At 46.5% G+C, this 23,860-nt stretch carries 24 protein-coding genes; 2 read left to right on the top strand and 22 right to left on the bottom strand.

Annotation, left to right across the window (positions count from 1 at the left end; genetic code table 11):
• Positions 1–626: GNAT family N-acetyltransferase (locus FBQ85_01655; protein ID MDL1873869.1), on the bottom strand; the 626-nt coding region annotated here is incomplete at its 3' end.
• A gap of 114 nt (positions 627–740) precedes the next feature.
• Between FBQ85_01655 and FBQ85_01650 the strand changes: the two genes are divergently transcribed.
• Together FBQ85_01650 and FBQ85_01645 are read left to right on the top strand one after the other, a co-directional pair.
• The gene (locus FBQ85_01650; GenBank protein ID MDL1873868.1) at positions 741–1,061 is read left to right on the top strand and encodes a nucleotidyltransferase domain-containing protein; all 321 of its coding nucleotides are present in this window, start codon (positions 741–743) and stop codon (positions 1,059–1,061) included.
• Entirely contained in the window at positions 1,054–1,461 is a 408-nt protein-coding gene (locus FBQ85_01645; protein MDL1873867.1) for a HEPN domain-containing protein, read from the top strand. The genes FBQ85_01650 and FBQ85_01645 overlap by 8 nt, the downstream gene beginning before the upstream one ends.
• Here the strand turns inward: FBQ85_01645 and FBQ85_01640 are convergent.
• From FBQ85_01640 to FBQ85_01540, 21 genes are all read right to left on the bottom strand, one after another.
• Complete coding sequence (locus tag FBQ85_01640) at positions 1,452–2,654, bottom strand: glycosyltransferase (GenBank protein ID MDL1873866.1); 1,203 nt, start codon at positions 2,652–2,654, stop codon at positions 1,452–1,454. The two genes, FBQ85_01645 and FBQ85_01640, sit on opposite strands and share 10 nt — an antisense overlap.
• Positions 2,651–3,805, bottom strand: a complete 1,155-nt coding sequence (locus FBQ85_01635) for a glycosyltransferase family 4 protein (protein MDL1873865.1) — start codon at positions 3,803–3,805, stop codon at positions 2,651–2,653. The genes FBQ85_01640 and FBQ85_01635 overlap by 4 nt, the downstream gene beginning before the upstream one ends.
• Before the next feature lie 3 nt (positions 3,806–3,808).
• On the bottom strand, positions 3,809–4,990 hold the full coding sequence (locus tag FBQ85_01630; GenBank protein MDL1873864.1) for a glycosyltransferase: 1,182 nt from the start codon (positions 4,988–4,990) through the stop codon (positions 3,809–3,811).
• A gap of 129 nt (positions 4,991–5,119) precedes the next feature.
• On the bottom strand, positions 5,120–5,857 hold the full coding sequence (locus tag FBQ85_01625) for an HAD family hydrolase (GenBank protein MDL1873863.1): 738 nt from the start codon (positions 5,855–5,857) through the stop codon (positions 5,120–5,122).
• Positions 5,796–6,902, bottom strand: coding sequence for an ATP-grasp domain-containing protein (locus FBQ85_01620; protein ID MDL1873862.1), 1,107 nt, complete (start codon positions 6,900–6,902; stop codon positions 5,796–5,798). The genes FBQ85_01625 and FBQ85_01620 overlap by 62 nt, the downstream gene beginning before the upstream one ends.
• A complete protein-coding gene (locus tag FBQ85_01615) occupies positions 6,841–7,752 on the bottom strand; it encodes a glycosyltransferase (GenBank protein MDL1873861.1) in 912 nt (303 codons plus the stop codon). Before FBQ85_01615 ends, FBQ85_01620 begins: the two co-directional genes overlap by 62 nt.
• A gap of 2 nt (positions 7,753–7,754) precedes the next feature.
• Positions 7,755–8,894 (bottom strand): glycosyltransferase family 4 protein, encoded by a 1,140-nt coding sequence (locus tag FBQ85_01610; protein MDL1873860.1) that lies wholly within the window; start codon positions 8,892–8,894, stop codon positions 7,755–7,757.
• 26 nt (positions 8,895–8,920) lie between these two features.
• On the bottom strand, positions 8,921–9,991 hold the full coding sequence (locus FBQ85_01605; protein ID MDL1873859.1) for a glycosyltransferase family 4 protein: 1,071 nt from the start codon (positions 9,989–9,991) through the stop codon (positions 8,921–8,923).
• Positions 9,949–10,797, bottom strand: a complete 849-nt coding sequence (locus FBQ85_01600) for a glycosyltransferase family 2 protein (protein ID MDL1873858.1) — start codon at positions 10,795–10,797, stop codon at positions 9,949–9,951. The genes FBQ85_01605 and FBQ85_01600 overlap by 43 nt, the downstream gene beginning before the upstream one ends.
• Before the next feature lie 17 nt (positions 10,798–10,814).
• Positions 10,815–11,654, bottom strand: a complete 840-nt coding sequence (locus tag FBQ85_01595; protein MDL1873857.1) for a glycosyltransferase — start codon at positions 11,652–11,654, stop codon at positions 10,815–10,817.
• Entirely contained in the window at positions 11,585–12,901 is a 1,317-nt protein-coding gene (locus tag FBQ85_01590) for a glycosyltransferase family 4 protein (protein MDL1873856.1), read from the bottom strand. The genes FBQ85_01595 and FBQ85_01590 overlap by 70 nt, the downstream gene beginning before the upstream one ends.
• A 5-nt stretch (positions 12,902–12,906) precedes the next feature.
• The gene (locus FBQ85_01585) at positions 12,907–13,836 is read right to left on the bottom strand and encodes an alpha-1,2-fucosyltransferase (protein ID MDL1873855.1); all 930 of its coding nucleotides are present in this window, start codon (positions 13,834–13,836) and stop codon (positions 12,907–12,909) included.
• A complete protein-coding gene (locus tag FBQ85_01580) occupies positions 13,791–15,140 on the bottom strand; it encodes a glycosyltransferase (protein MDL1873854.1) in 1,350 nt (449 codons plus the stop codon). Before FBQ85_01580 ends, FBQ85_01585 begins: the two co-directional genes overlap by 46 nt.
• Before the next feature lie 16 nt (positions 15,141–15,156).
• Entirely contained in the window at positions 15,157–16,170 is a 1,014-nt protein-coding gene (locus FBQ85_01575; protein MDL1873853.1) for a glycosyltransferase, read from the bottom strand.
• Positions 16,124–17,344, bottom strand: a complete 1,221-nt coding sequence (locus FBQ85_01570; GenBank protein MDL1873852.1) for a hypothetical protein — start codon at positions 17,342–17,344, stop codon at positions 16,124–16,126. Before FBQ85_01570 ends, FBQ85_01575 begins: the two co-directional genes overlap by 47 nt.
• A 193-nt stretch (positions 17,345–17,537) precedes the next feature.
• On the bottom strand, positions 17,538–18,686 hold the full coding sequence (locus FBQ85_01565; GenBank protein ID MDL1873851.1) for a hypothetical protein: 1,149 nt from the start codon (positions 18,684–18,686) through the stop codon (positions 17,538–17,540).
• Complete coding sequence (locus tag FBQ85_01560) at positions 18,683–19,471, bottom strand: methyltransferase domain-containing protein (GenBank protein ID MDL1873850.1); 789 nt, start codon at positions 19,469–19,471, stop codon at positions 18,683–18,685. Before FBQ85_01560 ends, FBQ85_01565 begins: the two co-directional genes overlap by 4 nt.
• Positions 19,468–20,583: a DegT/DnrJ/EryC1/StrS family aminotransferase gene (locus FBQ85_01555; protein ID MDL1873849.1), complete on the bottom strand. Its 1,116-nt coding sequence runs from the start codon at positions 20,581–20,583 to the stop codon at positions 19,468–19,470. The genes FBQ85_01560 and FBQ85_01555 overlap by 4 nt, the downstream gene beginning before the upstream one ends.
• A gap of 12 nt (positions 20,584–20,595) precedes the next feature.
• The gene (locus FBQ85_01550; GenBank protein ID MDL1873848.1) at positions 20,596–21,513 is read right to left on the bottom strand and encodes an NAD(P)-dependent oxidoreductase; all 918 of its coding nucleotides are present in this window, start codon (positions 21,511–21,513) and stop codon (positions 20,596–20,598) included.
• 118 nt (positions 21,514–21,631) lie between these two features.
• On the bottom strand, positions 21,632–22,885 hold the full coding sequence (locus FBQ85_01545; GenBank protein MDL1873847.1) for an ATP-binding cassette domain-containing protein: 1,254 nt from the start codon (positions 22,883–22,885) through the stop codon (positions 21,632–21,634).
• Between the two features lie 7 nt (positions 22,886–22,892).
• Positions 22,893–23,852 carry a hypothetical protein gene (locus tag FBQ85_01540; protein ID MDL1873846.1) on the bottom strand — a complete coding sequence of 320 codons (960 nt, stop codon included), beginning with the start codon at positions 23,850–23,852 and terminating at the stop codon, positions 22,893–22,895.
• Between the last annotated feature and the right edge of the window lie 8 nt (positions 23,853–23,860).

Raw genomic sequence — 23,860 nt, 5'->3', positions numbered from 1 at the left:
TAACGCTCCGCAAAAGCCTGCCAGGTCATGATGCCCGGGGCAAAAAACGCCTCGAATTTAATGATCTGTTGCGAAGCCGGGATGGATTTAAAGCGCCGGGACAACATTCGTATCGGTTTCAAGACGCGAATATAAAGCGGCCATTTGGCTACAACCTGCCAGCCCATTTTGAGATAACCCGGGAGGCTCTGCGCATTTGGCGTGTTGAAAATCAAATCCACGCCCTCTTGCTTCAAATCCTCAACGGCTTGCCGTGTTAACTTGGAAAAAATGCCCAGCCGTTGATACGCCGGATGCGTGGCCGTGTCTACCGCTCGAACTGCACGCAACATTTGCCCGTCCTTCGTGCAGAATTGCCACCGCATCAACACCCGCAGCCCGACGGCCAGTGCTTGGGTTTCATCGCTGGCATACAAGCCATAAGAGGAGCCGAAATGATTGTCCTCATGCTTCCAGCGCCAAAAGGCCTCGGTTTTGCGCACCGCTCCCTCATTGCCGAGCGTAACTTTCACCAGCTTCAACACCTCTGGGATCGCTTTGGCGTTGTACCGGCAGATGCGGAGATCTGTTTGTTCCGGGGGGCTGGCGTTTCGCTCAACGGGAGTCTCTGCTGTGCTTTTAGACATGAACGAAAAATATTAGGATGAGAATTGCTTTAATCGAATTTTTTGTTATATTCGCAACATGATTCAGAACCATGAAAACAAAAATCATAACCTCTGAAGCCCAGGCAGACTCAAATGAGTAAGACTAACGAGGTACTTCTTGCAGAGATTACGCATCGGCTTGTAAATGAGCTGCATCCCGACAAAATTTTGCTCTTTGGATCGCAGGTGTGGGGACAACCTGGAGAAGACAGTGATATCGATCTGCTCGTGATTGTACCCCAAAGCAATGAAACACCCACCAAGCGGGCGACTCGTGCTTATCGTTCCCTGCGAGGTGTACCTGCCCCCATCGATATTCTCGTGCATACGCGCGCCGAGATCGAGCGTGGGCAACGCGTTTATGCCTCTCTCATAAGCGAAGTGATGGAAAGAGGGCGAGTGCTGTATGGATGAAGCAAAGCGAGAACTGGTCAATGCCTGGCTGGTCAAGGCGCAAAATGATCTGGCGACCGCGCGGAAGCTTGTTCGTGAGCCTGAAATCATCCTGGACACGGCCATCTATCACTGCCAACAAGCTGCCGAAAAAGCTATCAAAGCGTTCCTTGTCTTTCATGACCAGAGATTTGAGAAAACCCACGACTTGAGACTTCTTATCGAATTAGCCCTGCGCTATAACGAGCGGCTCTCAGATTTGCAGAGTACGGCTGAATTGCTCACTCCCTATGCGACAACCTATCGCTATCCAGGCGATGTTCTTCATCCAAGCCAGGAGGAATTTGATGAAGCGCTGAGTTCAGCCGAGAGCATCTATGCGTTTATCCTATCCATATTGCCTCCCTCTGTTCATCCGTGAACATATATTCTCGTCCCTTCTTTTCGCCCTCTCACCCCATCTCCCGTTCTTCTTTTCTCAGCCAAAACTTCCCAATAAAGCGCCTCGATAAACTTCACCCGATGCTTGATGTGAAAATTCTCCTCCACCTTGACCGCTCCTCGCTCACCCATACGGAGGCGCAGTTGAGGATCACCCAAAAGTTTGGTCGCATAACCTGCCAACTCATCCACCGCACCGACGAGGGTTAGAAAACCCTCGTCTCCATTCTTCACCAATTCTGGAATGCCGCCGACTGAGGTAGCAACCACCGGTTTAGCCAAAGCCATCGCTTCCAATAGAGCCATCGGCAGGCCTTCAAATTCCGAGGTCATCAAAAAGACATCCATCAACGCCATGACTCGCCTTCCATCCCGACGAAAGCCTGGCATCACGACGCGATCTTCTATCCCCAATTCGCTGATCTTCGACCGCAGCATCGCTTCTTCCGGTCCATGTCCGACGAGAAGGAAAGTAACGTTACCTTGCTGTTGCACAATTCGACTGGCAACTTCGAGCCAATCTTGCAGGCGTTTCTGGCGGCGAAATACCGCCACCGTTCCGACGACCAGATTATTTTTTGGAATACCAAATTCTTCGCGCAAGCCATTGACATTGCCGGCCTCGGCTCTGACTTGTTCGACCGGCACGCCGTTGAGCAAAGTTTTCACCGTCGTCTTTTTTTCCAAACCACAACGCTTGATGGAGGCGGCGACTTCCTCGGACACCGCCAACACGCAATCATTCCAACCAAAGGTCAGCGCGTTGGCGCGCCGGGTAACAGGATGATATCGCTCCTGGAGATTATGCTCCGTGTAAATCACCGGTATTCCAAATCTGCGGCCCATGAGACGGGCCAGAATTCCGGTCACTGGCAAATCAGCGTGGATCAAGTCAAATCTGCGGTCTCGCATTAGCTTTTGCAAGCGCCGCTGCATTAAAGGGAAATGCCAGGTCTTCTGCATGCCCAGACAATGGACCGGAAAGCTTGCTTTTGTAATAGTAGGAACTAAAAAATCTTTCCACGGCAACATGTAAGCAAACTCGTAATCAAACTGCTCTCGGTTTAGATACGGCAGGGAGTCCACAATCAAACGCTCGGCGCCGCCGAGACCGAGGCCTTTGATCAGGATGAGAATCTTGGAATGTTCGTTTTGTAGCTTTAGCGCTTTCACTTCAGAGCGACAACTTGATGATAAAGTTCGATCATGCGGGAAGCGCTTTGTTGCAAAGTAAAACGGGTTTCAAAAATCTTTCTGCTATGCCTGCCATAAGCGAGCGCTTTGCCGCGATCAGCAAGCAGCTTTGCTATTGCCTCTGCCAATCCCGAAGATGAGGCCGGTGGAACTAAAACCGCGTTGCGATTTTCTTCGACAACCTCCCGAACCGGAGCGATGTCGGAGGCGACAATGGGTAAACCAAGGGCCATAGCCTCGAGCACAGCGCCGGGGAGTCCTTCATACAGGGAAGGAAAAACAAAAAGATCGGCGGCAGCGAGAATTTCTGCAACATCCTGGCGGTGACCGAGGAACCGCACTTGACCGTTAAGACCCAAGTGGTTTTTAAGATTTTCCAACTCGCTCGTCAAATTGCCGTGGCGGCCGGCGACTAAGAGCACGAGACGAGGATGCGCGGAAGAAAGCGCGGCGAAAGCCTCGAGCAGGTATTTCTGTCCCTTTTGATATTCATGGCTTCCGACATTGACGATAACCTCGTCTTGCTCGGCAAGCTGAAGCCGTTGCCGGGCTTGCAAGCGTCGCTCAGCATCGGGCAAACCAAGACGATTCGGATCACGCCCACGTTCAACAACGGTGATACGTTCCGGTGAAAGCCTTAATGATGAGACCGCCGCATCTTTAGCAGCCTGTGAAACTGCATGAAAATGTGTTGTCAGCAAATGACTCGTCAGAGCATCCGCCAATTGCACCAATCGAAACTTCAGGACATTGATTCTCGGGTCCTGAAAGCGCACCGGCAAATAAGGGGTATTGACCAAACTGCTGATAACGACGGCGGGACTTCCCATAGCTGCCAAGCGACCGGCAAGATTTGCATCCGAAAGCATCGTATGGACAATATCTGGCCGCTCGCCTTTGATTAGTTGACGCAGTTGTCGAGCCCAGATAAACAATCCCTTGCCTTTAAGGAAACGCACGTCGATGCCCTGGCGGATAATTTCGCTTTCCACCCCTTCTCGATGATAAAAGCAGGCAATGATCGGCATGAAACCCGCCTGAATCAGAAACGGCAACAGCTCAGCCAGCGACCGCTCCGTACCGCCGCCGCCCAGGCTGTCGATCACAAATAGGATTTTAAGTCGTTTCACCGGTCACGCCAATTCACGATGCAATGCGCCAATGGTCGGGGCGAGTCGGTGGCGAAATGCCAGGACCTGTTGATAAAATTCGACGTAATCGCCGGTAATTTTATCGATCGTGAAGTTCGCCCCAACCCAATTTTTTGCCCGTGCTCCCAGTTTGTGTCTTCTGGCTGAATCATGCAGCAAGTCGCAAACGACTTCGGCCAATCTCTGCTCATCCTGCCGATCAACCAGAATTCCGGTGTCTCCGTCCAAAACACACTCCGGAACCCCGCCGACCCGCGTAGCCACCACCGCAAGACCCAATAAGCCGGCTTCCAAAATTACGCCGGGGATTCCCTCCGTATCGCTGGTGAGCACAAAAAGATCGGCGGCATTGAGATAGTCCGCCACGTTGCTTTGTACGCCCAAAAACCGTACGCTCTCTGCGATGCCAAGAGAATGTGCTTGCTGCCGTAAAGTAGATTGCAGTGGACCAGACCCAATCAACCAAAGGTGAAGTTTTGGCATTTGCAAGCGCACCTGTTGTGTCAGGCGCAAAAGGCGGTCTAATCGTTTTTCGGGGGCCAGGCTGCCGACAAAGATCAGCACCGGCGCATCATTAGGAGTTTTTGTTTGACGGCGCACGGTATCACGCGATATTGTTGGGACCAGGCTCGCCGGATCGACGGCGCGTGGAATATTCTTGATGGGAACCGAAATCCCATAGAAGTCTTTGACGGCTTGCAACGTTTTACGGCTCACCCCTACCACACCGTGCAATCTGGGCATGACCAGCTTCTGATAAAACATCCGGTAATGCCAACCGTGAAGCCAATCACTGGGATTGCCAATATTGCGATAAATCAAAGCCCAGGAAGCGTCACGGCATGAGTAGCTGGCAAATGCGCCATATTTTACCGTCCGTGCGCCGTTGACCTGCACCACGTCGGGCTTGAATTCGTCGATGGCATGCAAGAGCCGGCGCAGCAAAAAGGGATTGATGCCGGGAAATTTTTCAAATGGGTGGTTCGGTTTGCCGTTCAGCAAGCGATCACTATGAGCCAACGGTAGAGCGCAGGTCTCTTCATGCGGATATAAATAGACGAGACGCGTCTCATGTCCCTGCCGTTTTAGTTCTTGGCTAAGCTGAAAGGCAAAAACTTCCGCGCCGCGGCGTTGAGGTTTTTGGACGACTTGGAGAATGCGCAAGGGAGATACGTGAAGCGTAAGGCGTAAAGCGTAATGCGTGATGCGTAAGGTTATAATGTCATCGTGAAACGATCTTGTTAATATCAAGCACAGTGCTTGGCCTAAACAGGATTCTTCCAGAATGACATGTTACTTGGAAGCTTTTGTAATTCTGCCATCCAAGAAAGGTTTCAATTCCACTAAGGATTCCAGCGTAAGATCGGGAGCATGCGCAGGTGTTGGCGGCTCCAGTGCGGTGTAAAGGCCTTCCGGCAGTTTGACCCAAATCGTGAACATGCCGAGCTCCCTCGCGCCGAGAAAATCTTTGGTTGGATTATCGCCGACGTAGATCGAGGCGCCGGCCTCCGTCCGCAGACGCGCCAGGATTTCTGCAAAAGGCTTGACAGCAGGCTTCCAGGCGTCGCGCCCCCATTCATCCGAAAAGACGACGGCATCGAAATAATGCGTCAGGCGTAAAGCGTAAAGTTTGCGTTGCTGCACTTCAAGGTAGCCATCACTGAGAAGACCCAACTGGTAAGTATTTTTCAGCGACGAAAGCAAAGCAGCCACTTCGGGCAACGGCGCTAAATTGGGTTCGTGATTTCTGTAGACCTGAACTAATTCCGGAATAATACGGTTCGCTTCGAGGTGGTGCGAGGCGAGCCAGAGATCAAACGTTTTGCCACGCACGCCCTGATCGAATAACCTTTCTAATTCGGCGAAACCTGGCGCGGCGGGAATGCCAAGGCGGGTTTCCGCCCAAATCGCGACGCTGCGAAATCCGCTCAAAACATAGTCGCGCTCCGGATAGAGGGTGTCATCGAGATCAAAGATGACGGCTTGCCATTTTCTCAACGTGCGTCTCAGATAAAAAGAAAGAATCGTCAAACCGGGTCAAATAGAGGCCGTGTTGGTAACTTCCCAAAGGCGGAATCTTCAGGGGAATTCCGGCAAATTTTGCCAAGAACCACTTCGGCCAATCTGCTCCGGCAGCGATGCCCAAAGGCGCGCCACCACCGACGCGGGCATTGATTTCAGTAAAATAAGGGATGCCGTCTTTCAAGATGCATTGCACCGTAATCGGACCGATGGCGTGTAAAGCTTGCACAATCGTGATGCACGCCTCGGTCACCTTGGGATCGTAAACGGTGACGCCTTTGGCCACCTCGCCCCAGCGCACTTCGAGGCGTCGCCGTGACACAACGGAAATGATTTCACCATTCAGATCGCAAACGACGTCATTGGTGATTTCCGCCCCTGTGAGATATTCTTGGATGATCGGATCAGGCACATAGTCCAGGAAAAATTTCAGCTCTCTCTCATTTTTCACTTTGTAGGCGTGATTGGAGGCGCTACCGCTTCGCGGCTTGATGAACAGGGGATAATCGACTTCGATGGCGTGCGCTTGCTCAGGCAACCATGATCTGGGTGTGGCCAAATTTAAATTCCGGAAAAAACGCCCGGTTTGCCATTTGTCTGTGGTGATCGTTGCCGCTTCTGCGGGGACAACCACGGCTTGAGCGCCGATCCCGGCAAGCTGTTCTCGATGTTTGGCCAGAAAGGGAATGTCGGGATCAATCAGCGGAAAAATCAGACCCACTTTTTCATGCTGACAAATTTGGACAAGCGTTTTCAGGTAATCCGGATGGCTGAGGCGCGGAACGATATAAGAGCAGTCGGCGACGTTTAGGGCCGGCGCTATTGGGTCGATATCTAATCCGATAATATGCCCTTCCAGCTCCAGAGCTTGATAAGCGCTTTTGAACGCTCGAAGCAGCTCGACTCGGCGTCCCACGCTCGTGAAAAGAAGATTGATTGAATGTCTCACGGTTGACTGCAAGAAATCATCCCTATTTTTATGGCGCCTAAAGTTATGTCGTAGCCTTTTTGGGCTTGGGCAGAACCGTGCGTCCCATGCGGCCAAGATAGCCATCCACGACGCCGCGCAATTGATAGCCAGTGAATGCCGCACCGTATTTGGGGCCACGTTTCCAAGACATCAAAATTCTGCCCATGGCCTTGAGGGTCTCGCGCCGGGCCAGGTCGGATCTCTTGAAGATTTGTGTCATCATAAAAATATATGAGCGCGTCGTGTAGTAATTCCGCCAGATGCTGTCATAAGTGCGGGAAGGAAGAAGCGACTGCTTTAATTCCAGATTGAGTCGCCCGGCACGGGCTCGATGCTCATGCATCAATTTTCCGTCAACGAGCAAACGGTAGCCGGCCCGGCGTATTCTGAGACAATATTCCAAATCTGGATAACCAAAAAAGAGTTTGCCATTGGGCAACCCGACCGACTCAACCACTTTCCGATTCAATGTAAAGCTATGTCCTTGTCCAATGAAATCGACATAAAGTATATCTTTCAGCATTTCATCGGACAAACGTCGCGCTTCTCCTTTTTTCCAATCCCAAAGCGCTCCAACAGCGCCTACGGCAGCGACATCATCGGAGATACTACCCAGCTTCAAGAGTCGCTCCAGGGTATCTGAGGTGATTGGCGGATTGTCATCATCGCCGCAATAGATCCAGTCATAACCATGCTCATACAGCCACTTCACACCATAAGCAAAGCCCCCGGCTGATCCGAGGTTCGAACCGGTAAGCTCGTGTATGACTTTCGCTTGGGGAAAACCTTTTAATACTGATTTTGTTCCCTCGGGATCCCCATTGTCGACGATCAAAATTATATCAGGCGGCCGCGTTTGTTCCAAAAAGCATTTAATGCTTTCCTGCAAAATCGTAGGGCGATTATAAGTAACGACAAAAGCTCCAAATTTCATCTTTAAAAACCACAATTCTCTAAAAGTCTTTTCGCTCGAATTTCCCAAGTATAGTCTCGCACGTCGGTGTGAGCTTGACGGCCAAGGTCTTCTGCCAGTGTGCTATCTTGTTGCAAGCGTCGCAGGGACTCAATCCACTTCTCGGGTTGATCATAAGGCAACAGGAACGCATTTATGCCATCTTTTAGAACTTCCTGTAGGACGGGAAGAGTCGAAGCCAAAATTGGACGACCTGCGGCCATGTATTCGAACATCTTCATTGGGGAACAAAAGGATGAAGTATCACCACCACTAGCCAACGTAACTTTATTAGCATAAGGCATGAGGAGGGCATCTGCTGCTTGAAGATAAGTGAAAACCTGTGCAGGGGACTTAAAACCGGCTAAATGAAAATTATTCAGATGACTTGTCTGTTGACGATAATGCGTAATATCGGAATCCCGACCTCCTACAATCAAAAACAAGTGATCGGGCATGTGTTGGGCCAGTTCAATGATAAGCTCAATGCCACGCCCAGGATAAAGATGCCCCGTATAAACAACTATCCTACGTTGTTCCTGTGCCATACCAATTTCTGATCGCGCTTCCTTTGGCGACTTTTGCCGGCACAGCAAAGCAGTATCAATGCCATCAGGCGCAACCAATAATCGCGTGTTTTCGGGCAAAAGCTGCTTTACATGGTTTGCCAAAGCATTGGTCAAGACAACAAGAGCCAGCAGATTCTGGTTCGTTACAACCTCTTTAAACAGTTTCACTTGACGATGATTCTCAGAAGGGGCGTTGTGAATCTCGAAAATGGTCGGCAAGCGAAACAAGTTAGTCGTTCCCCAGGCAGGCGCCACACTACGCGAATGGACAAGATCCGGCTGGGTAGATAATGCTGCCAATGGTAAGAACGTCCCAAAAGTCATCATATCAGGGCACCAACGAGGCAGAGGTATTTTGCGGATGTCAAACGGGTGGCGCACGCCATAGAAAGAGAATACATCTGCGTTCCCCAAGTCGACCGAGATTGGATGGTTCGGCACCAGAAGGGTGACTTTGTGGCCCAAGCTTGCATACGCCTGGCACATCTGCATCACATAGATGCTTTCGGCTCTGGTTGACGGGATAGCCGTCTTAGAGATATAGCAAATATTCATACTATTTTCAGAACGGAGATGAATAATCAAGATTGGGAGAGTCGTCTCTCGAAGGTATTCAAAAGTAACGAGAGATTGCTTTGAATACTATAGTGCTTTTCAACACGCTTTCGGCCATTGATTCCCATCCTTGTTCTCAAAGTTTTGTTTTCAACAAGCTCGCTAAACCGGGCCAACCACTGTTCAGGAGTCGCTGCAAAATAGCCTGTAATGCCGTGTTCAATCACTTCACACGCCGCTCCAACAGGCGAAGCTATAACTGGCAAACCAGTTGCCATATATTGAATTGCCTTGAATCCACATCGTCCTCGGGCACGCTCATCTTCAACCAAAGGCATAATACCAATATCGAGCCGTCGAAGCGCTTCATTTTCAGTTTCAGCCGACCACGGTTCAAAATCGAAATTTAAATCACCCAACGATGGCCGGCAACTGCTGATCACCCTTAGTTTCGGGCCATGGCTTTTGTAGAGCTGAACGAGAGCTGAAACGACCTGTGTCAAGTCGGGCAAATTTCCTTGTGAACCAATCCAACCGATTGTTAACGAATCATCAGAATTGGTTGTTGGGACTGGCTCATAATCATTTAGATCAACGGAAGTCGGAATGACGGTAACATCGCAATTTACACATTGTTTTCTAACCCATTCTGCCAAATAATGGCTGCCAGTGATGGCGAAGCGAGACCGGTTAATCGCATATCGCAAACGGGCACCAAATTCATGGGAAACCTTCTGAGCACGCGGGCCAGATTTGCCAGGCGGAAGGGCCCAAACCGCGTCATCAAAATCAACAACGAGGCGGGGATTGACAGCGTGAAGAAGATCAATCAACCTATTCGCTTGATTGGGTTTTTGCAGCAAGACCACATCCGCCCAGGCAGCCAATGAAATAGCTTTCATCACATATTGAGATCTTAACAGCAAAGATGGATTCTGATCTCGTGCAAGAATTCGTGTTTCGACGCCCACCTTCTGGAGATGTTTGGTGTATTGAAAGGCGCGAAGGCGGCTGCTGCCGTTTAACTCTGAGCCTCGCGTGAGAATACCAAGCTTCATTTTCGAGGTATTAAACGACGTAATGCCCATCTCTTCCATTGTGGCTCATGCAGATCGTAGTAAACTTTTAGAGCCTCCCATAGCCAGGATTCTTTTAATGTCCCGTCCACTTGTTCTAAGCTTGCGCTTCCATAGTGCGTCACCGAGACATTGAAAAGTACATGAACTTCAAGATCAGCATTCCATATCCTCCTACAGAGATCAAGATCGTTACCCAAAATAGGAAATCGTTCATCGAACAACACGCCAATTTTTTCAATGGTTGCACGTCTCATCATCATGCATGCGCCAGCCGCCTGGTCGATGATCTTGACGTCTTTACGGGACATATCCTGCAGGCGGTAATGACGATGAAATCTGTTTCGCAACAGCCAGCGGTCAATATGTTTGCCAACCCGGGCCCATTCAAAAAATATGATCGGTATGGTAGGAAATCGTCGGTGAATAGATTGCGACTTTCCATTCGAACCCACAAGATTGCAAGACACCAGCCCCACCCGGCCATGTGCCAGCAAGTATTCGAGCATGGCCGCTAAGGTCGCGCGGTTGAGCACGATATCAGGGTTGACGATGGCAATGATATTTCCACTGGCTGCAGCCAATGCTTGATTATTGCCGGCGGCAAAGCCTAAATTTTCTGTATTGGCCATCAGGCGAACACGCGGCTCATGCGAGAACTCCTCCTGCACCATCGCGGCACTGCCGTCGGTGGAGGCATTGTCCACCACAATGACTTCGCCGTTCATGCCAGTCAGTGAGTCCAACGCCGAATGAATGCACAGTCGAAGCAAGTCCCGTGTATTCCAGGAGACCACAATTATAGATAGCGTGGGGTCGTAATTCATGTTCTGCGGACGCAAATTCAACCTTGCATGACATTCAAAGAATTACGCCAATAGCGGCCCAACACCAACCTATAAAAACGCCATAACTGTTGGCTATACATTCTGAGCCCCACGAGCCGCAGATGGCGTTTCAAGATCGAGACCCGCAACCGCTGTTTAATAAGCGGGTCAAGCTTTTTGGTCATGTTTTCCCCGTGACGGCGATACCACACCAGTGGTTTATTCAAAAGTACGCCGTAGAATCCATTTTCTGCCAGGGTTAGGTAGAAATCCCAATCTTCCCAACTCGTCCGGTTTTTCTCATCATAAGGATAGTGACGGACGAGATCAGTCTTGAGAAGCGAACAGGCGTCAATGTAATTGCCTCGTTTCAAACGGGCAGGATCATAAGCCGGATGGTCAGTTACATAGTTCAGATCACCGAAGTGGCGCAACTGCGTATAAACAAATGCTGCATTCGGATGGACGGCGAACATACCAAGACATTCTTGAACAAATGTAGGCTCAAGGCGGTTATCCGCATCAAGGAAAACAACGTATTCGCCATGACAGAGGCGTGCCCCATAGTTTCGAGCTTGCGAGAGGCCACCGTTCGGCTTACGGTGATAACTCACTCGCCCCTTATAGCCCGCTGCCACCCCTGGTGTGTTATCCGTTGATCCATCGTCTACAACCAAAATCTCCACATTGGCGTAAGTCTGATGAAGCGCACTTTCAATGGCTTCCGGCAAGAAATGGGCATAGTTATAACAGGGTATAACGATGGAAACCAAAGGAGCTTTATTCATCAACTCAACAATTTTCTCGGCAAATGCGCCAATCGTTTTAGCGAAGCAATATTTATGGACTGTTGCCATTGCCGCACAAACGGCTCCATGAGAGAAGAATTGTAAATCTTCTCTTTGCGATATCGGTGCCTTTCCATGGCCGACTCGTACGCGGCGACGTGCTCCGCCACAATCTTTTCCGCCGCAAATTCTCGTTGGATCGTTGCTCGTCCTTGTTTGCCCAGTCGTTCTCGCAGAACACCATCTTGGAGAATTTCAATGGCATTTGCCAATGCCCTGGCATCTCTGGAGGGAACGACGATGCCGTTTTCCATATTTTTGCAGAGATAGCTGGCACCGGCGCCGGTCGAAATGATCAATGGTGTACCCAGTGACAAGGCCTCAATAGCGGTGAAATTGAACGTATCCCATCGCGACGGCACGATAGCAAAGTCTGCTTCCAACTGCGCACGCCGGGTTTCCTCGGGTGGCAAAAACTCTTCCCACAGAAAATGCTTTCCCCACAGTGACGGATAGCGTTCCTGTAAATACGCTTTTACGGATTTGACCGATTCTAAAGGCGCCGCCTGATCACTTCCTATCCAGCGGATTTTGACATTATTTCCTCTTTGCACGCAAAGATTTAGCGCTTCAACCAGCTCAAAGATGCCTTTCCAATTATTCATTCTGCCCACAACAATGCCGGTATTGTTCGTATCATAAGATTTCTTAAGTATGCGAGGGTCAGCAAACTTATAAGGCGCGGTAATGAAGCGCGGTTTACGGCCGATGAAACGCTCCCAGTCCTCTGCATTAAGCGGGCTATAACATCCGACTTCGTCGGCCAATCCGATACTCATCACTTCCAGTGAATTGATGAGTTTTTGCCTTGGCGTTTCACCTTTTTGAGTATGAAACTTCACCTGTCCATTTGAACCATGGCACATCACCAAGGTTGGCGGCAACTCATTTTCAATCAAAAACGGCGCTGCCCCATCAAATTCAACAGTTTCTACAACGTCAATATCCATTTTTGTAGCGTTGGCGAATAGCCAGTCACGCATGGCCAGACCATCGGCGATGGAGCGCGCCGCGCTATCCATTCCCACCTCAAATCTCCGTCGAAGCCGGCGAAAGAGCTTCTCGCTCGGGTGGCTTAGCCTGATAACCCTTACGCCCGGATAAGTCCACAGCGACTCTTTACCTTCTTTACCAACCGTCAGAACCGTTACTTCATGCCCATGGTCGGCAAGCAGTTGCGCTAAATGAACGTAATAGGAGGCTATGCCGCCATTTGTTATCGGTGGAAACTCTCGTGTTGCCAGGCAAATGTGCATCTTCTTTATAGCGTTTCCCACTCCTCTGGGATGCGCTCTTTATGATTGTACTTCGCTTGCCAAGCCCATTGTTTGGGCGCAATAATGGTTTTTCCAGGCTGCGAGCACAGCCATGCGCCCCACCAACTAAATGTGCTGTTGGCAATGATATGGTGTTTACACTGACTTATCAGCCAAAGATCCTCGTAATCTCTATCAACGCCGTTATGGGTCACAAAGGTTGTGGGGTCATTGATCGTTAAATTCACCCGAGTCCATGCCGGGTCATCTGAAAAGACAAAAAAATGTGGGTTTTCAACGCGGCTTTTGATTTTCGCAATGGCGTTTTGGTAATATTCCAAAGGGCAATTGTAGTATATATCCGGATTGGCGGCGTAATCTCCCCGACGCACGTGCAGACTCACCGAAGTAGTGTTTTGCATAGTTTGTGCGATCCGTTCGCTGCATGCTGATAGTTTGGAACGAAGCGCCAGCTCTTCACGAAGTTTTTTTTCGATACTTTTAAAATAGGCCTCGCTCTGCCAGAATCCATCTAAGAAAACAGTGCCAGAGATGGTCAAGATTTTAGGATCGAAGTGAAAGTGACGTTCTTTCACCCAGAAGCGTCGATAATACGGTTTAAATCGGTCAAGGCGGCGGAGCAAGCGACCGATCATGCCGGCTCCGCCTTTAGCCTGTATGACGTCATCAGGTGTAGCGATCTCGGCTTCAATCTTGAAGTGTTTCAATCTGTAGGTTCGAAGAGGGTCTTTAGCCACCTTTGATAACTCGAGTTTGAGTGGAGCGTCATTGGTTAGAGCGATTTGCCGACCAATAGCATATTGATATAGTTGATTGCCCAAACCGCCCAGAAGTTGCACGACGACCATATTAGTAGGTGTAACTTTACTTAAATTTGAAAATTCTGTCGATTGTCTAATATCTCCTGATACCATGCCAAATAATCGTCTACTTGGCGATTTAAATCAAATCTGTCTCTCGCTATTTCAGCAGCCTGCTTTCCCATTTGTTGCCGCAAGTCCTTGTCAGTCAAAAGCCGTATTATTCGATCTGCCATCGATTTGCTATCGCCAGGTGGAATCAGAAACCCGGAAACATTATCATTAATTTGTTCAGGGATTCCCCCTACTTCCGTAGCAACTACCGGTATACCACAAGCTAGCGCCTCAGTGATTGTAAGACCCCACACCTCAGCACGGGCAGCGTGAATGTAGATGTCTGCTGCTTGATAGTAACGGGCAACGATTGCAGGGTCTGCCTGATACGGCACAAACTGTATTTCTACCTGCCCTATTTGTTCACTCGGCGCGTCTTCGCCCAAGGCAACAAAAAGCAGCCGTTGATTATTGAGTTGCTCGGCTATTATTGCTACAGCAGCTTGCATGGTCTGATAATCTTTCCATATATTTTTTTGAATGGAGTTGGCTGTGAAAAGAAGCATTGGAATATCGGACGGCAATCCTATCTTCGCTCGAGCTATTTGCTTGTTAGAAGGTCGAAAAATATTTAAATTTACCCCGTTGGGAATCACGCGAGTCTCTATCACATTGGGGGCTAAAATGGATTGATCAACCTTTTTCATCAGCCACTGACAGGGAGTGGAAACATAAAGTCGACTTTGCTCATAAATCCGCTGTTTTCGTCGCCAATTATATGCTGTTGCATCTCGGAGGATAGCCGGGTATATGGTCAAATCAGGACAATGACCACAGCCTGTACGCCAAAGCTCGCAATCAAAAGAATGCGCACAATGCCCACTGAGCAGCCACGCATCGTGTAAAGTCGCGATAACCGGTACCTGTTGGCTAAGCCATGGCAATAATCGCAAATCGAAATAACCACCGTGCAGATTGTGGCAGTGAACGATATCGGGCTTGCATGGCGGTAATTGCAGTAATCGATGGCTACCCGGAAAATTAAAATCCTCGTGCCCCATTCTGCGTTCAATCGCTGGTTGCCACCCTCTGGCCAAATCCCTTAACCAAGAGCAGAGTCGTTCAATACCAGCCACTCGTTCTTTTAAGGGGGCCAAGCGTCCATGGAACAACCAGCACGCAGTCGCCCACGCCTTTGACTGTGGCAGACGAGGAATCTTAACTACGTCCGGATCACTAGAATGCTGGGCCCTCACTGCCAACCATGAAGGATGACCTCGTTCCCGACAGCCTGTGAATAGGTTCCACCCTACCTTTTCAGCACCGCCACCTATGTCACCCGGGCTGACTTGGAGAATATGCAATAAACCTCAATCCTTACTAATTCTTAAAAATTTTTCTTCGGATCAATTTCATAATTATTCTACAGGTTAACACAAAGTCTAATCGAAAAGCCAATCCGAGAACGGCCAATATATTCACATATCGTGCTCTGCGGTTAATTAGAGCAGAAAGTCGGCTAACCGCATCTTTACATATTGCTTGTTTCTCCGCCGCCGATAGTGTATTGTCATTTACGCTAGCGTTTGCAAGTTGATATATGAGTGTAGCTAATGGGTAAAAGTCATCTGACGTCTCACATCGTCCGTTCCAAATGCATCGAACTAACTCGATTGAAACTTCCTTATTTAAAAACTCCCACATCATGAGTTGGATGACTCTAAAAGTATTTTGTACATGTTCATCAAAATGTGTTTTTGTCGTATTGTATTCGTGTTTTCTAAGAAGAAGTAATACCTCTTGTAAGTTAGATAAACGTGTCTTCTGGCTTAGTCGCCACCAGAGATCATAATCTTCCACATGCAGCATAGTAGAGCGATATCCTCCAGCATCGCTAACGAGCACTCGTCTCATCATCACCGAAGGATGGGCAATAGGACAATAAAAAAACAAAGACCATCTGAGAAAACCATGCGCGGATGGAAATCGCATTATCTGATCCTGGCTTCCGGAATGATCAATGAGTTTCACTGCACAGCCCAACACACCAACTTTAGAATTTGCATTCAGGAAGTCGAACTGCTTAGCAAGACGATCAGGTAGGCTAATATCATCTGCATCCATACGCGCAATGTATTCACCTCTTGCTACCTCTATCCCTTTATTAAGGGTGGCAATCAGCTTGAGATTGGTCTCATTATGGATCAAACGGATACGCGTATCCTCGTACGATTGAATAATCTTTACACTGTCGTCAGTCGAACCATCATTGATAATCAGAAACTCGAAGTCAGTGAATGTCTGATTAAGAATACTGTCAATTGCCTCACTTAGATATTTTTCGCCATTATATACTGGCATTAACACTGTTATTTTGGGTGGCCGGTTCCTCATCAATCTCGTTCCTGATTACAACACTGCGATTTCGAACATCGATCTCATTTACATGACCGATAAAGTATTGTTCTAACTCACGAGGAGAAGCATTGTCCGGTATAAAAAAAATTTCGCATTTCTTTCCCGAAATCCCAGAACGTACTGTAGCTGCAAGACGGTCGAAATACCTTGGCAAATTTTCTATTTCCAATGCACCTATTGTGAACAATTGTCTCATAATTTCCACCCATTCATGGTTTATGATTGCGAACATACGACGGCAAAGCGATTCCTCACTCAAAGGCGCAAATTTGAACTGTTTGCCTGCATAGCGTTCCAAGAATAGAATTCGTTCAATTTCTCCTCGATTCGCGACAATTCCCGGGCCAAATATTTCTTCAACAGGAACAGTTGCCAAATAGGGAAGATTCTTTGTTTCATTGGAATGGCGAGTAATTTTCTGGTAAAGTTTAAACCGACGCAAAAGACTTTTTGTTATTCCGAGGAATGGCGCATTTTCTCGAATAAGCCTCATAAATTTCTGTGCAGTCGGGTTAATTGAATAAGTGAGCTTTCGCTGCTTCTCTTGTTGAATATTAATGTTCAGTCGTTGAAATATCTCGGGGTATACAGATTGATGATATTCTTTCAGGACAAAAGATCTAGGAAACGCGAGGCAATAACCTTGATCATTCAGACCAATAATATCGTCTCCCAAAAGGCGGTAATTGTGTTCTTTTACCATGTAACCCAAAAGAGCAGTTTTCCCCACTCCACCAGCTCCAGGGAGCAACGTGACGCAGCCATATCTATCTGCAATAGCAGCGGCATGAATCAGGGATATTCCTTGCTCAATTAAGAAAAATTGAATAAAAAGATTTATCAATACCCCCCGATCTGTATAAATTGTATAGCCCTGTTTTTGTTTTACGAAAGCAAGTCGTGCATTATTATCGATTAGACATTTTCCGGGAATCCCTTTAACCAAGTGAAATGTGTGTAAATCACACTCACTGCTCGCTTGAAAATCTTCAAAAGGCTTCACAACTATTTGGTAAGGTGCAATATCACTTCTCAAGTTGCTCCGAAAATATCCTATCTGAAAATCTATTTGTTTGACAATCTTATCATCCACTCGTGCATCAACCACTACATTGACAAGATCGTGTATTTGATAGTAAAATTCTTCCAATGGTCATGCTTCCTTTCTTGGTAACAAATAAAATTATAGTACTGCAACGCACCCTGATAATAATTCAAGAAGGTGAAAATTCTGTTGCTATCATCTAAGATTCAAAGAATTATCTTAAATCAGCCATATATTTAAGAGTATTAACAGCCCCTGACATCGTATCGAAATTATATGATCAATTATATTGTACCCATTAAAATCTAAAACAAGTTGTGGTCAATATTGAAATCGCTTTAAATATATCCTCGCAAAATTTCTCAATAGTAAAAGGAAAATAGCGTTCAGAATTGATAAACTCCCAGCCATTATGTCTATATTCCTCATATCTGTTTGTATTAATAATATCTTGTAAATACAACACAAGTTCATCAAGGGTTGAAAAGTCGTTGATATTGATGAATGTATTGCCGGGAATATATTTGAGAGAATCAGGCATGGGCAAATAAATGGGCACCGATCCTGTAGACATTGCTATAAGCGGATCATATGTAATGTATCCTGGAACTACACTATTGTCAATACAAAAGGTAAAATAGTACTCTGAGAATGTCTCTTTTTTGTCTGGTGTAGTACCTTTATAAAGATTGGTAAAAAATGGGGTACTGCTTTTTTCATCATTCCAGCCATATCCATAAAGTTCCAACAAGCTATCCCCTCTTTTCTCAAAATATCTAATGATATCTCGGCGAAAGGAATATAACTCGCCGGGAACGCTTGACAATTTGTTTGAGTGCACCATGACACATAAGTTTCGTTTTCTCTTTGAATTATAGTAAGAGTGCTTCGATCTATCAAATCTTTGTGGGAAATGATAATGAAAAAACTTTTTATGTTTTTGGGTAAGTTCACTATTCCAAGTCAAGATAGCTTTGAAAAGACAAGAATAGTATTTTAAATATCTCCATCCCCATGGATTTACGACAGGAGGTTCCATCAACATAAATATTATGCTTCGAGGATTAATACAGTGTTTCAGCAGAAACTTGAACCTGTCAGGTACGGCGTCTTCTATTAGCCAAATGTCGATCTTTTTGAAATCTTGATACATATCGTAAGTATTGATGCTTATATTCCGTTCTTCTAAGAATTGTTTTAACGCCGCCCATTTATCCAGGTTACCAGTGAGATTCAGTGGATGATTAATATTAAACCCCTGATTCTGTAGATAGACGCGATAGCCTGGGTAATATGCGATGTTGATCATTTGCCTTATTTTCTCTATGTTGTGATCTCTTCGTCGCTTTCTTGCGTTTTGCAGCATTTTCACACTCCTTTCTTTCGGCAAAATTAGACGCAAATTTAATAATAAGGTTTTGAAAGGGTGGGACAGATAAATTATCATTTATTATTAATATGACTCAAGACTTTACCGGTTTTTTGACAAACAAAAGTGATCTTCCATGTATTATAGGTAGCTATAACATTTGGCTGCATCCAAGCAGAGACATAAAGTATCTCGAAACCCGCTATCATTAGGACGTTCTTTAAACACCAAGGAGTCCACAGGGTTTGATGGTAACTAAAGATAAATTTACGTTTGCTTCCATCAGAACCGGTCACTTCAACACAATTATCTACCCTCACGCTTTGATTCATTAACTCAACACAAGGACGGGTAGTAATATCAATCTGTTCCCCACCAACTAAAAACCTAGAATCCTTGTTACGTGGCGGATCCAAAATGGCAGCCAGGCCGTTCCAGCAATCGAAGATGAATACGCCTTCATCAAAAAGATGCTTATGAATAGATTCAAAAAACATCAATAGGCTATCCATTTGATCAATGTAGTTTATAACATTGAACAGTGACACTGTCAAATCGAATTTCCCTGCTTCAAGTTTGCTTACGTCTTCACATAAGAATACAGGCGTGGCGTTTGTCTGGCCACTGCATTTCCGATGAGCTATATCGACTACACCGCAATCCAGGTCAATTCCAACCACGTCACAGCCTTTTTCAGCAAGAATTAAAGCATGGCTTCCAGTGCCACAGCCAACATCAAGAACTCGTTTAGGAATTTTGCCAACGCTGTTTTGAAAAAGTCCAAGCACCGTTTCGACTTCAGCCCGGTAGTTCTTGCCTGAGTATATCTTATCGTAATAATCGTAGTAGAGAGGATCCATCATCTTACGTAGAATTCCTTTATGTGAGAACAGATATAATCCACTTGTTCATTAGATAAAGTAGGAAATACTGGCAAACAAATACCATTTTCATAGCCAAAGACTGCATTAGGATAAAGCTCGTCATCCAAGTCCAACATACCTCCTTGCGCCCTTCCTAAGTATTCAAAACACGGTTGCCTATGCAATGGGAAAAAAAACGTTCGCGATTGAACACCATGCTCTGACAAGTAAGTCATCAAGCTGTGCGCACCACGACAAATCAGCACAACACGAAAAGGAACGTACTCGGATTCAGGCACCACTGTAACGAACTGTATATTTTCTATGGAATCTAGCTCGCGATGATACCATTCCAATATAATGTGCTTACGTTGAATGATCGTATCCAGTTTGGCCAATTGCACTAGTCCGATCGCTGCCTGCAAATCGGTCATACGGAAATTGTAACCAATAGCCGGATGGATAAACGAACCACGATCAATACGTCCCTGATTTCTAAGCAGAAGCAATCTTTCATAAAGTCCCTTATCCTTACACACGACATATCCTCCTTCGCCCGTTGTAATCGTTTTGTCTGCAAAAAAGGAGAAACACCCTATATCGCCAAACGTACCAGCATGTCGCCCCTTGTACCGAACACCTATTGCCTGTGCAGCATCTTCAATGACACGGAGATGATATCGTTCGGCAAATTGCATCACTTCCATCATATTGGCAGTCATCCCAAATAAATGCACTGGCATTATAGCACGTGTACGCGGCGTCACCAAATGTTCACACTGCGATACATCAATCTGGTAGTTGAGGCGATTTACATCAACGAAGACCGGCTTGGCACCTGTCAGAATAACAGCATTAGCAGAAGCAATAAAAGTACAATCAGGAACTATGACCTCGTCACCTGGCCCAATTCCCATAGCTAACAACCCCAGGAAGAGCGCTAAAGTACCATTGGGCGCAAATACACCATATTGTGTTCCAATTAACTCATTGAGTTTTAAGCTAAACTCAGTCGACAATCGGCCCTCTGTGATCCAATTCGCTTTAATGGTATCATTAACGGCAGATATCTCATCTTGGTCAAGCCATGGTAAAACTTGTGGAATCTTCACCTGTGATCCTCCTCAAATAGGCTTTATGAAGGAATGTGGAGTATAGAAACGATACAATTTGATCATTTCATGAATGCCATCTTCTAAAGAGACTTCGCAATTGAAACCAAGCGCACGCGCATTGGCAAAAGAAACGCTAAAATGTCGAACATCTTTGTCTAACATGTTTGCCTCAATTATTTCAAAAGAAAAATACTGTTTTATAGCATCAGCGATTTCTCTTTTAGAAAAGTTTAGCTTTTCACTGCCCATATTGTATATTTGACCACGCATCTGATGGGCATGATCCAAAGCAAAAAGGTATCCTTTCACCGAATCAGCAACATGCATAAACGTACGTTTCGAATAGGGAGAGTATAATACCAACGTTCCTTCTTGTACTGCTTTTTGAACAAAGTCATTCACTAGCAATCCTGCGCGCATCCGAGGGCTTACTCCAAACACTGTTGCCCACCGCAAGGAAATCGCATTCTCTCTCTGCAATATTATTTGTTCGGCTTGATGTTTAGTTAACCCATAGAGACTGACCGGGTTTACAATTGTTTTCTCATCACTGACCGAGCCACTATTCCCGTAAAAGGAAGTGGTTGAAGCATAAATAAGCAATTGATCCTTAGCTAAGTAGTCAGAAATTCGCACTGTAGCATCAACATTAATTAACTTCGCCGAATTAGGATTTGCCTCGCATGCTGGATACCCACTGATTGCTGCCAGATGGAAGATAACATCCTTGTCATGCAAGTATGCGAGATTGTCATTTCGGATATCGCCCTTGATTATATGCAGATTTGGATGATTCACGATATGTAGAACAGAATCGTAACCAAACATGAAGTTGTCGAAGATCGTAACTACATGTCCAGCTCCAAGCAACGCCTTAGCTAGTAAATTTCCCACATATCCCGCTCCACCCGTTACTAAAATCTTCATGATCAATTTTCTCCTAAATAAAACATTGTGATAATGGTTGCGTTCTTCCGATTACACTGACCTATACGCAGCGATGTGTATAGATCGTTTTGCTGTTTTTATGCCTCATTCCGTATGCTCAATCGGACCATTCAGCATAGGAAAATACCAAACCTGCATGTCGACTAAGTGGACGACGACATAGTGAATGGTCTTGTTCAACATGGAAACTGATACTTTCCACAATGTGAATTTCTTCAAAATGTCCAAATGCAAATTCGCACAAGGTTAGTTGTAAAAGATACTCTCCAGGGTAAAGATTGAGAGAAGGAATACGTACTTTAATTCGATGAGATCCAGGAAGAGAAGGCAAAATGTAGGACGAATCTCCATTGGGGAAATGACATACTGGCGAATTATTCATTTCTTTGATTTGAACACTAAGTGTGAATCTCGACTTCTCCACAATCTTAAGTAAACATTCCACAATCATGAACTCAGTCATCAAAAAAGTGTCGGTTTTTTTCCCATTCGCAGATTTGAGAGATGCAGAATCGATCCAAGCGCGATTATTTGGCTTTTCCTGACACATATAGGAGGAATCCGTTGCACACGAGAGACTACCTATGTATTTTCCGACAATTGTGCTCGCATTGTTATCTGCGATAATTTGTCCATTAACGATAAGAACAGCGCGCGAACATAGATTTGTAATTGCCCCCATATTATGACTCACAAACAACACCGTCCGCCCTTCTCTTGCAACATCTCCCATCTTTCCCAAACACTTCTTCTGAAACGCCGCATCCCCCACCGCCAGCACTTCGTCCACTATCAAAATCTCCGGCTCCAAGTGTGCGGCCACTGCAAACGCCAAGCGCACATACATCCCGCTGGAGTAGCGTTTCACCGGCGTGTCAATAAATTTTTCCACTTCGGCGAAAGCGACAATCTCGTCAAACTTGCGGTCAATCTCCGCTTTCTTCATCCCCAAGATCGCGCCGTTCAAGTAGATATTTTCGCGTCCGGTCAGCTCGGGGTGAAAGCCGGTGCCCACTTCGAGCAAGCTGGCAATCCGCCCTTTCACTTTCACCTGTCCCGAAGTGGGCGCGGTAATGCGGGAGAGAATTTTGAGCAGCGTGCTCTTGCCGGCGCCGTTGCGACCGATAATGCCGACGATTTCGCCTTGCTGCACTTCAAAGTTTATATCCCGCAGCGCCCAGATGTATTCGTCCCGCGTAGCGGGATCTTCCTGGCCGATCTTGAGCAGCGGATCCGGCTGTTTCCGCACCCGCGCCCACCAGCGGTTGAGATCATCGTGCAGGGTCTTGCCGCCAATCAACCCAAGGCGGTAGTATTTGGAAAGGTCTTCTATTTGTATAACGGTTGACATAAGACAGTTACGGGATATTTTGCGGCGAGAGTGTCTGCCCTATGGCCAGAAATCTCTTTGACAAAAGGAATTGGGCGAAGAGATCGGTGAAGACTTTAGCACCGTCACTGTTTAGATGCGTTACATTCACAAAGTTATTGGGATTTCTGGTCAGCTCATGTCCATTTATATTGAAGAGGTATGCACCGAATGCTTTTGCTTTCTGGGCGTAATAGTCAATAATTTTGTCTTTCGGGAGGTCATAAATTCTGGAATCATTTAAGACGGGAGAAATGAACAAAAATAATTGAACATTATGATCTCTGGATAGTTGAAGAATTTTCAAAAAATATTTTTCACGATTCTCATCCCAGCTCTCGCTCGGTTTTACGGAAACAGTTATGCTGGCAGCGCTTTCTTCGTCGTAAGCCAGCTTTTTACGGTTGTCATTTGTTGGATAAGGATTATATGGAGCAGGATTCTTCATGAGATTAATCAAGGCGTGATGAAGACCAATTTGAGCGTTGAATTCCGCATACTTAGACATGGGCAAAAATTGCCACAGAAGTATTTTCGATTTCCCATAATTGTCTTCAAGGTTTGTAAGAACGATCTCGTTGTCCAAGCGATGCATGTACTGATACTCGTGGTAAGGGTAAGAAAACCCATAGTCGCTGAGCCCCCAGTAATCTGCAGCAAGGATCAGGGATTTAGTCTTATTATTGCGCAAGAATAATTCCCAGATTAAATATTGCTCCGGGTAGGCAACGCCGGCAGAGGCCAGACTAATGACCGATTGGTTAACGGCCTTTGAGAATTGGTGAACGTTGATTGCAGCTCGGGCCGAGGAAGAGCCAAGAATTACCGCATCATATTCTTTCTTCTCTTGCTGCGATAATAACCAATTTGCGAGACTTGCTTTATTTTTTTCGAGCAAGTATTCGATTATGGCATGATTTACTCCGAGCAGCAAAACCAATATAGCCACAAAGAGTA

Source organism: Cytophagia bacterium CHB2 (assembly GCA_030263535.1).
Classification (GTDB): Bacteria; Zhuqueibacterota; Zhuqueibacteria; order Zhuqueibacterales; family Zhuqueibacteraceae; genus Coneutiohabitans.
This window is presented reverse-complemented; position numbering and strand designations above follow the sequence as displayed.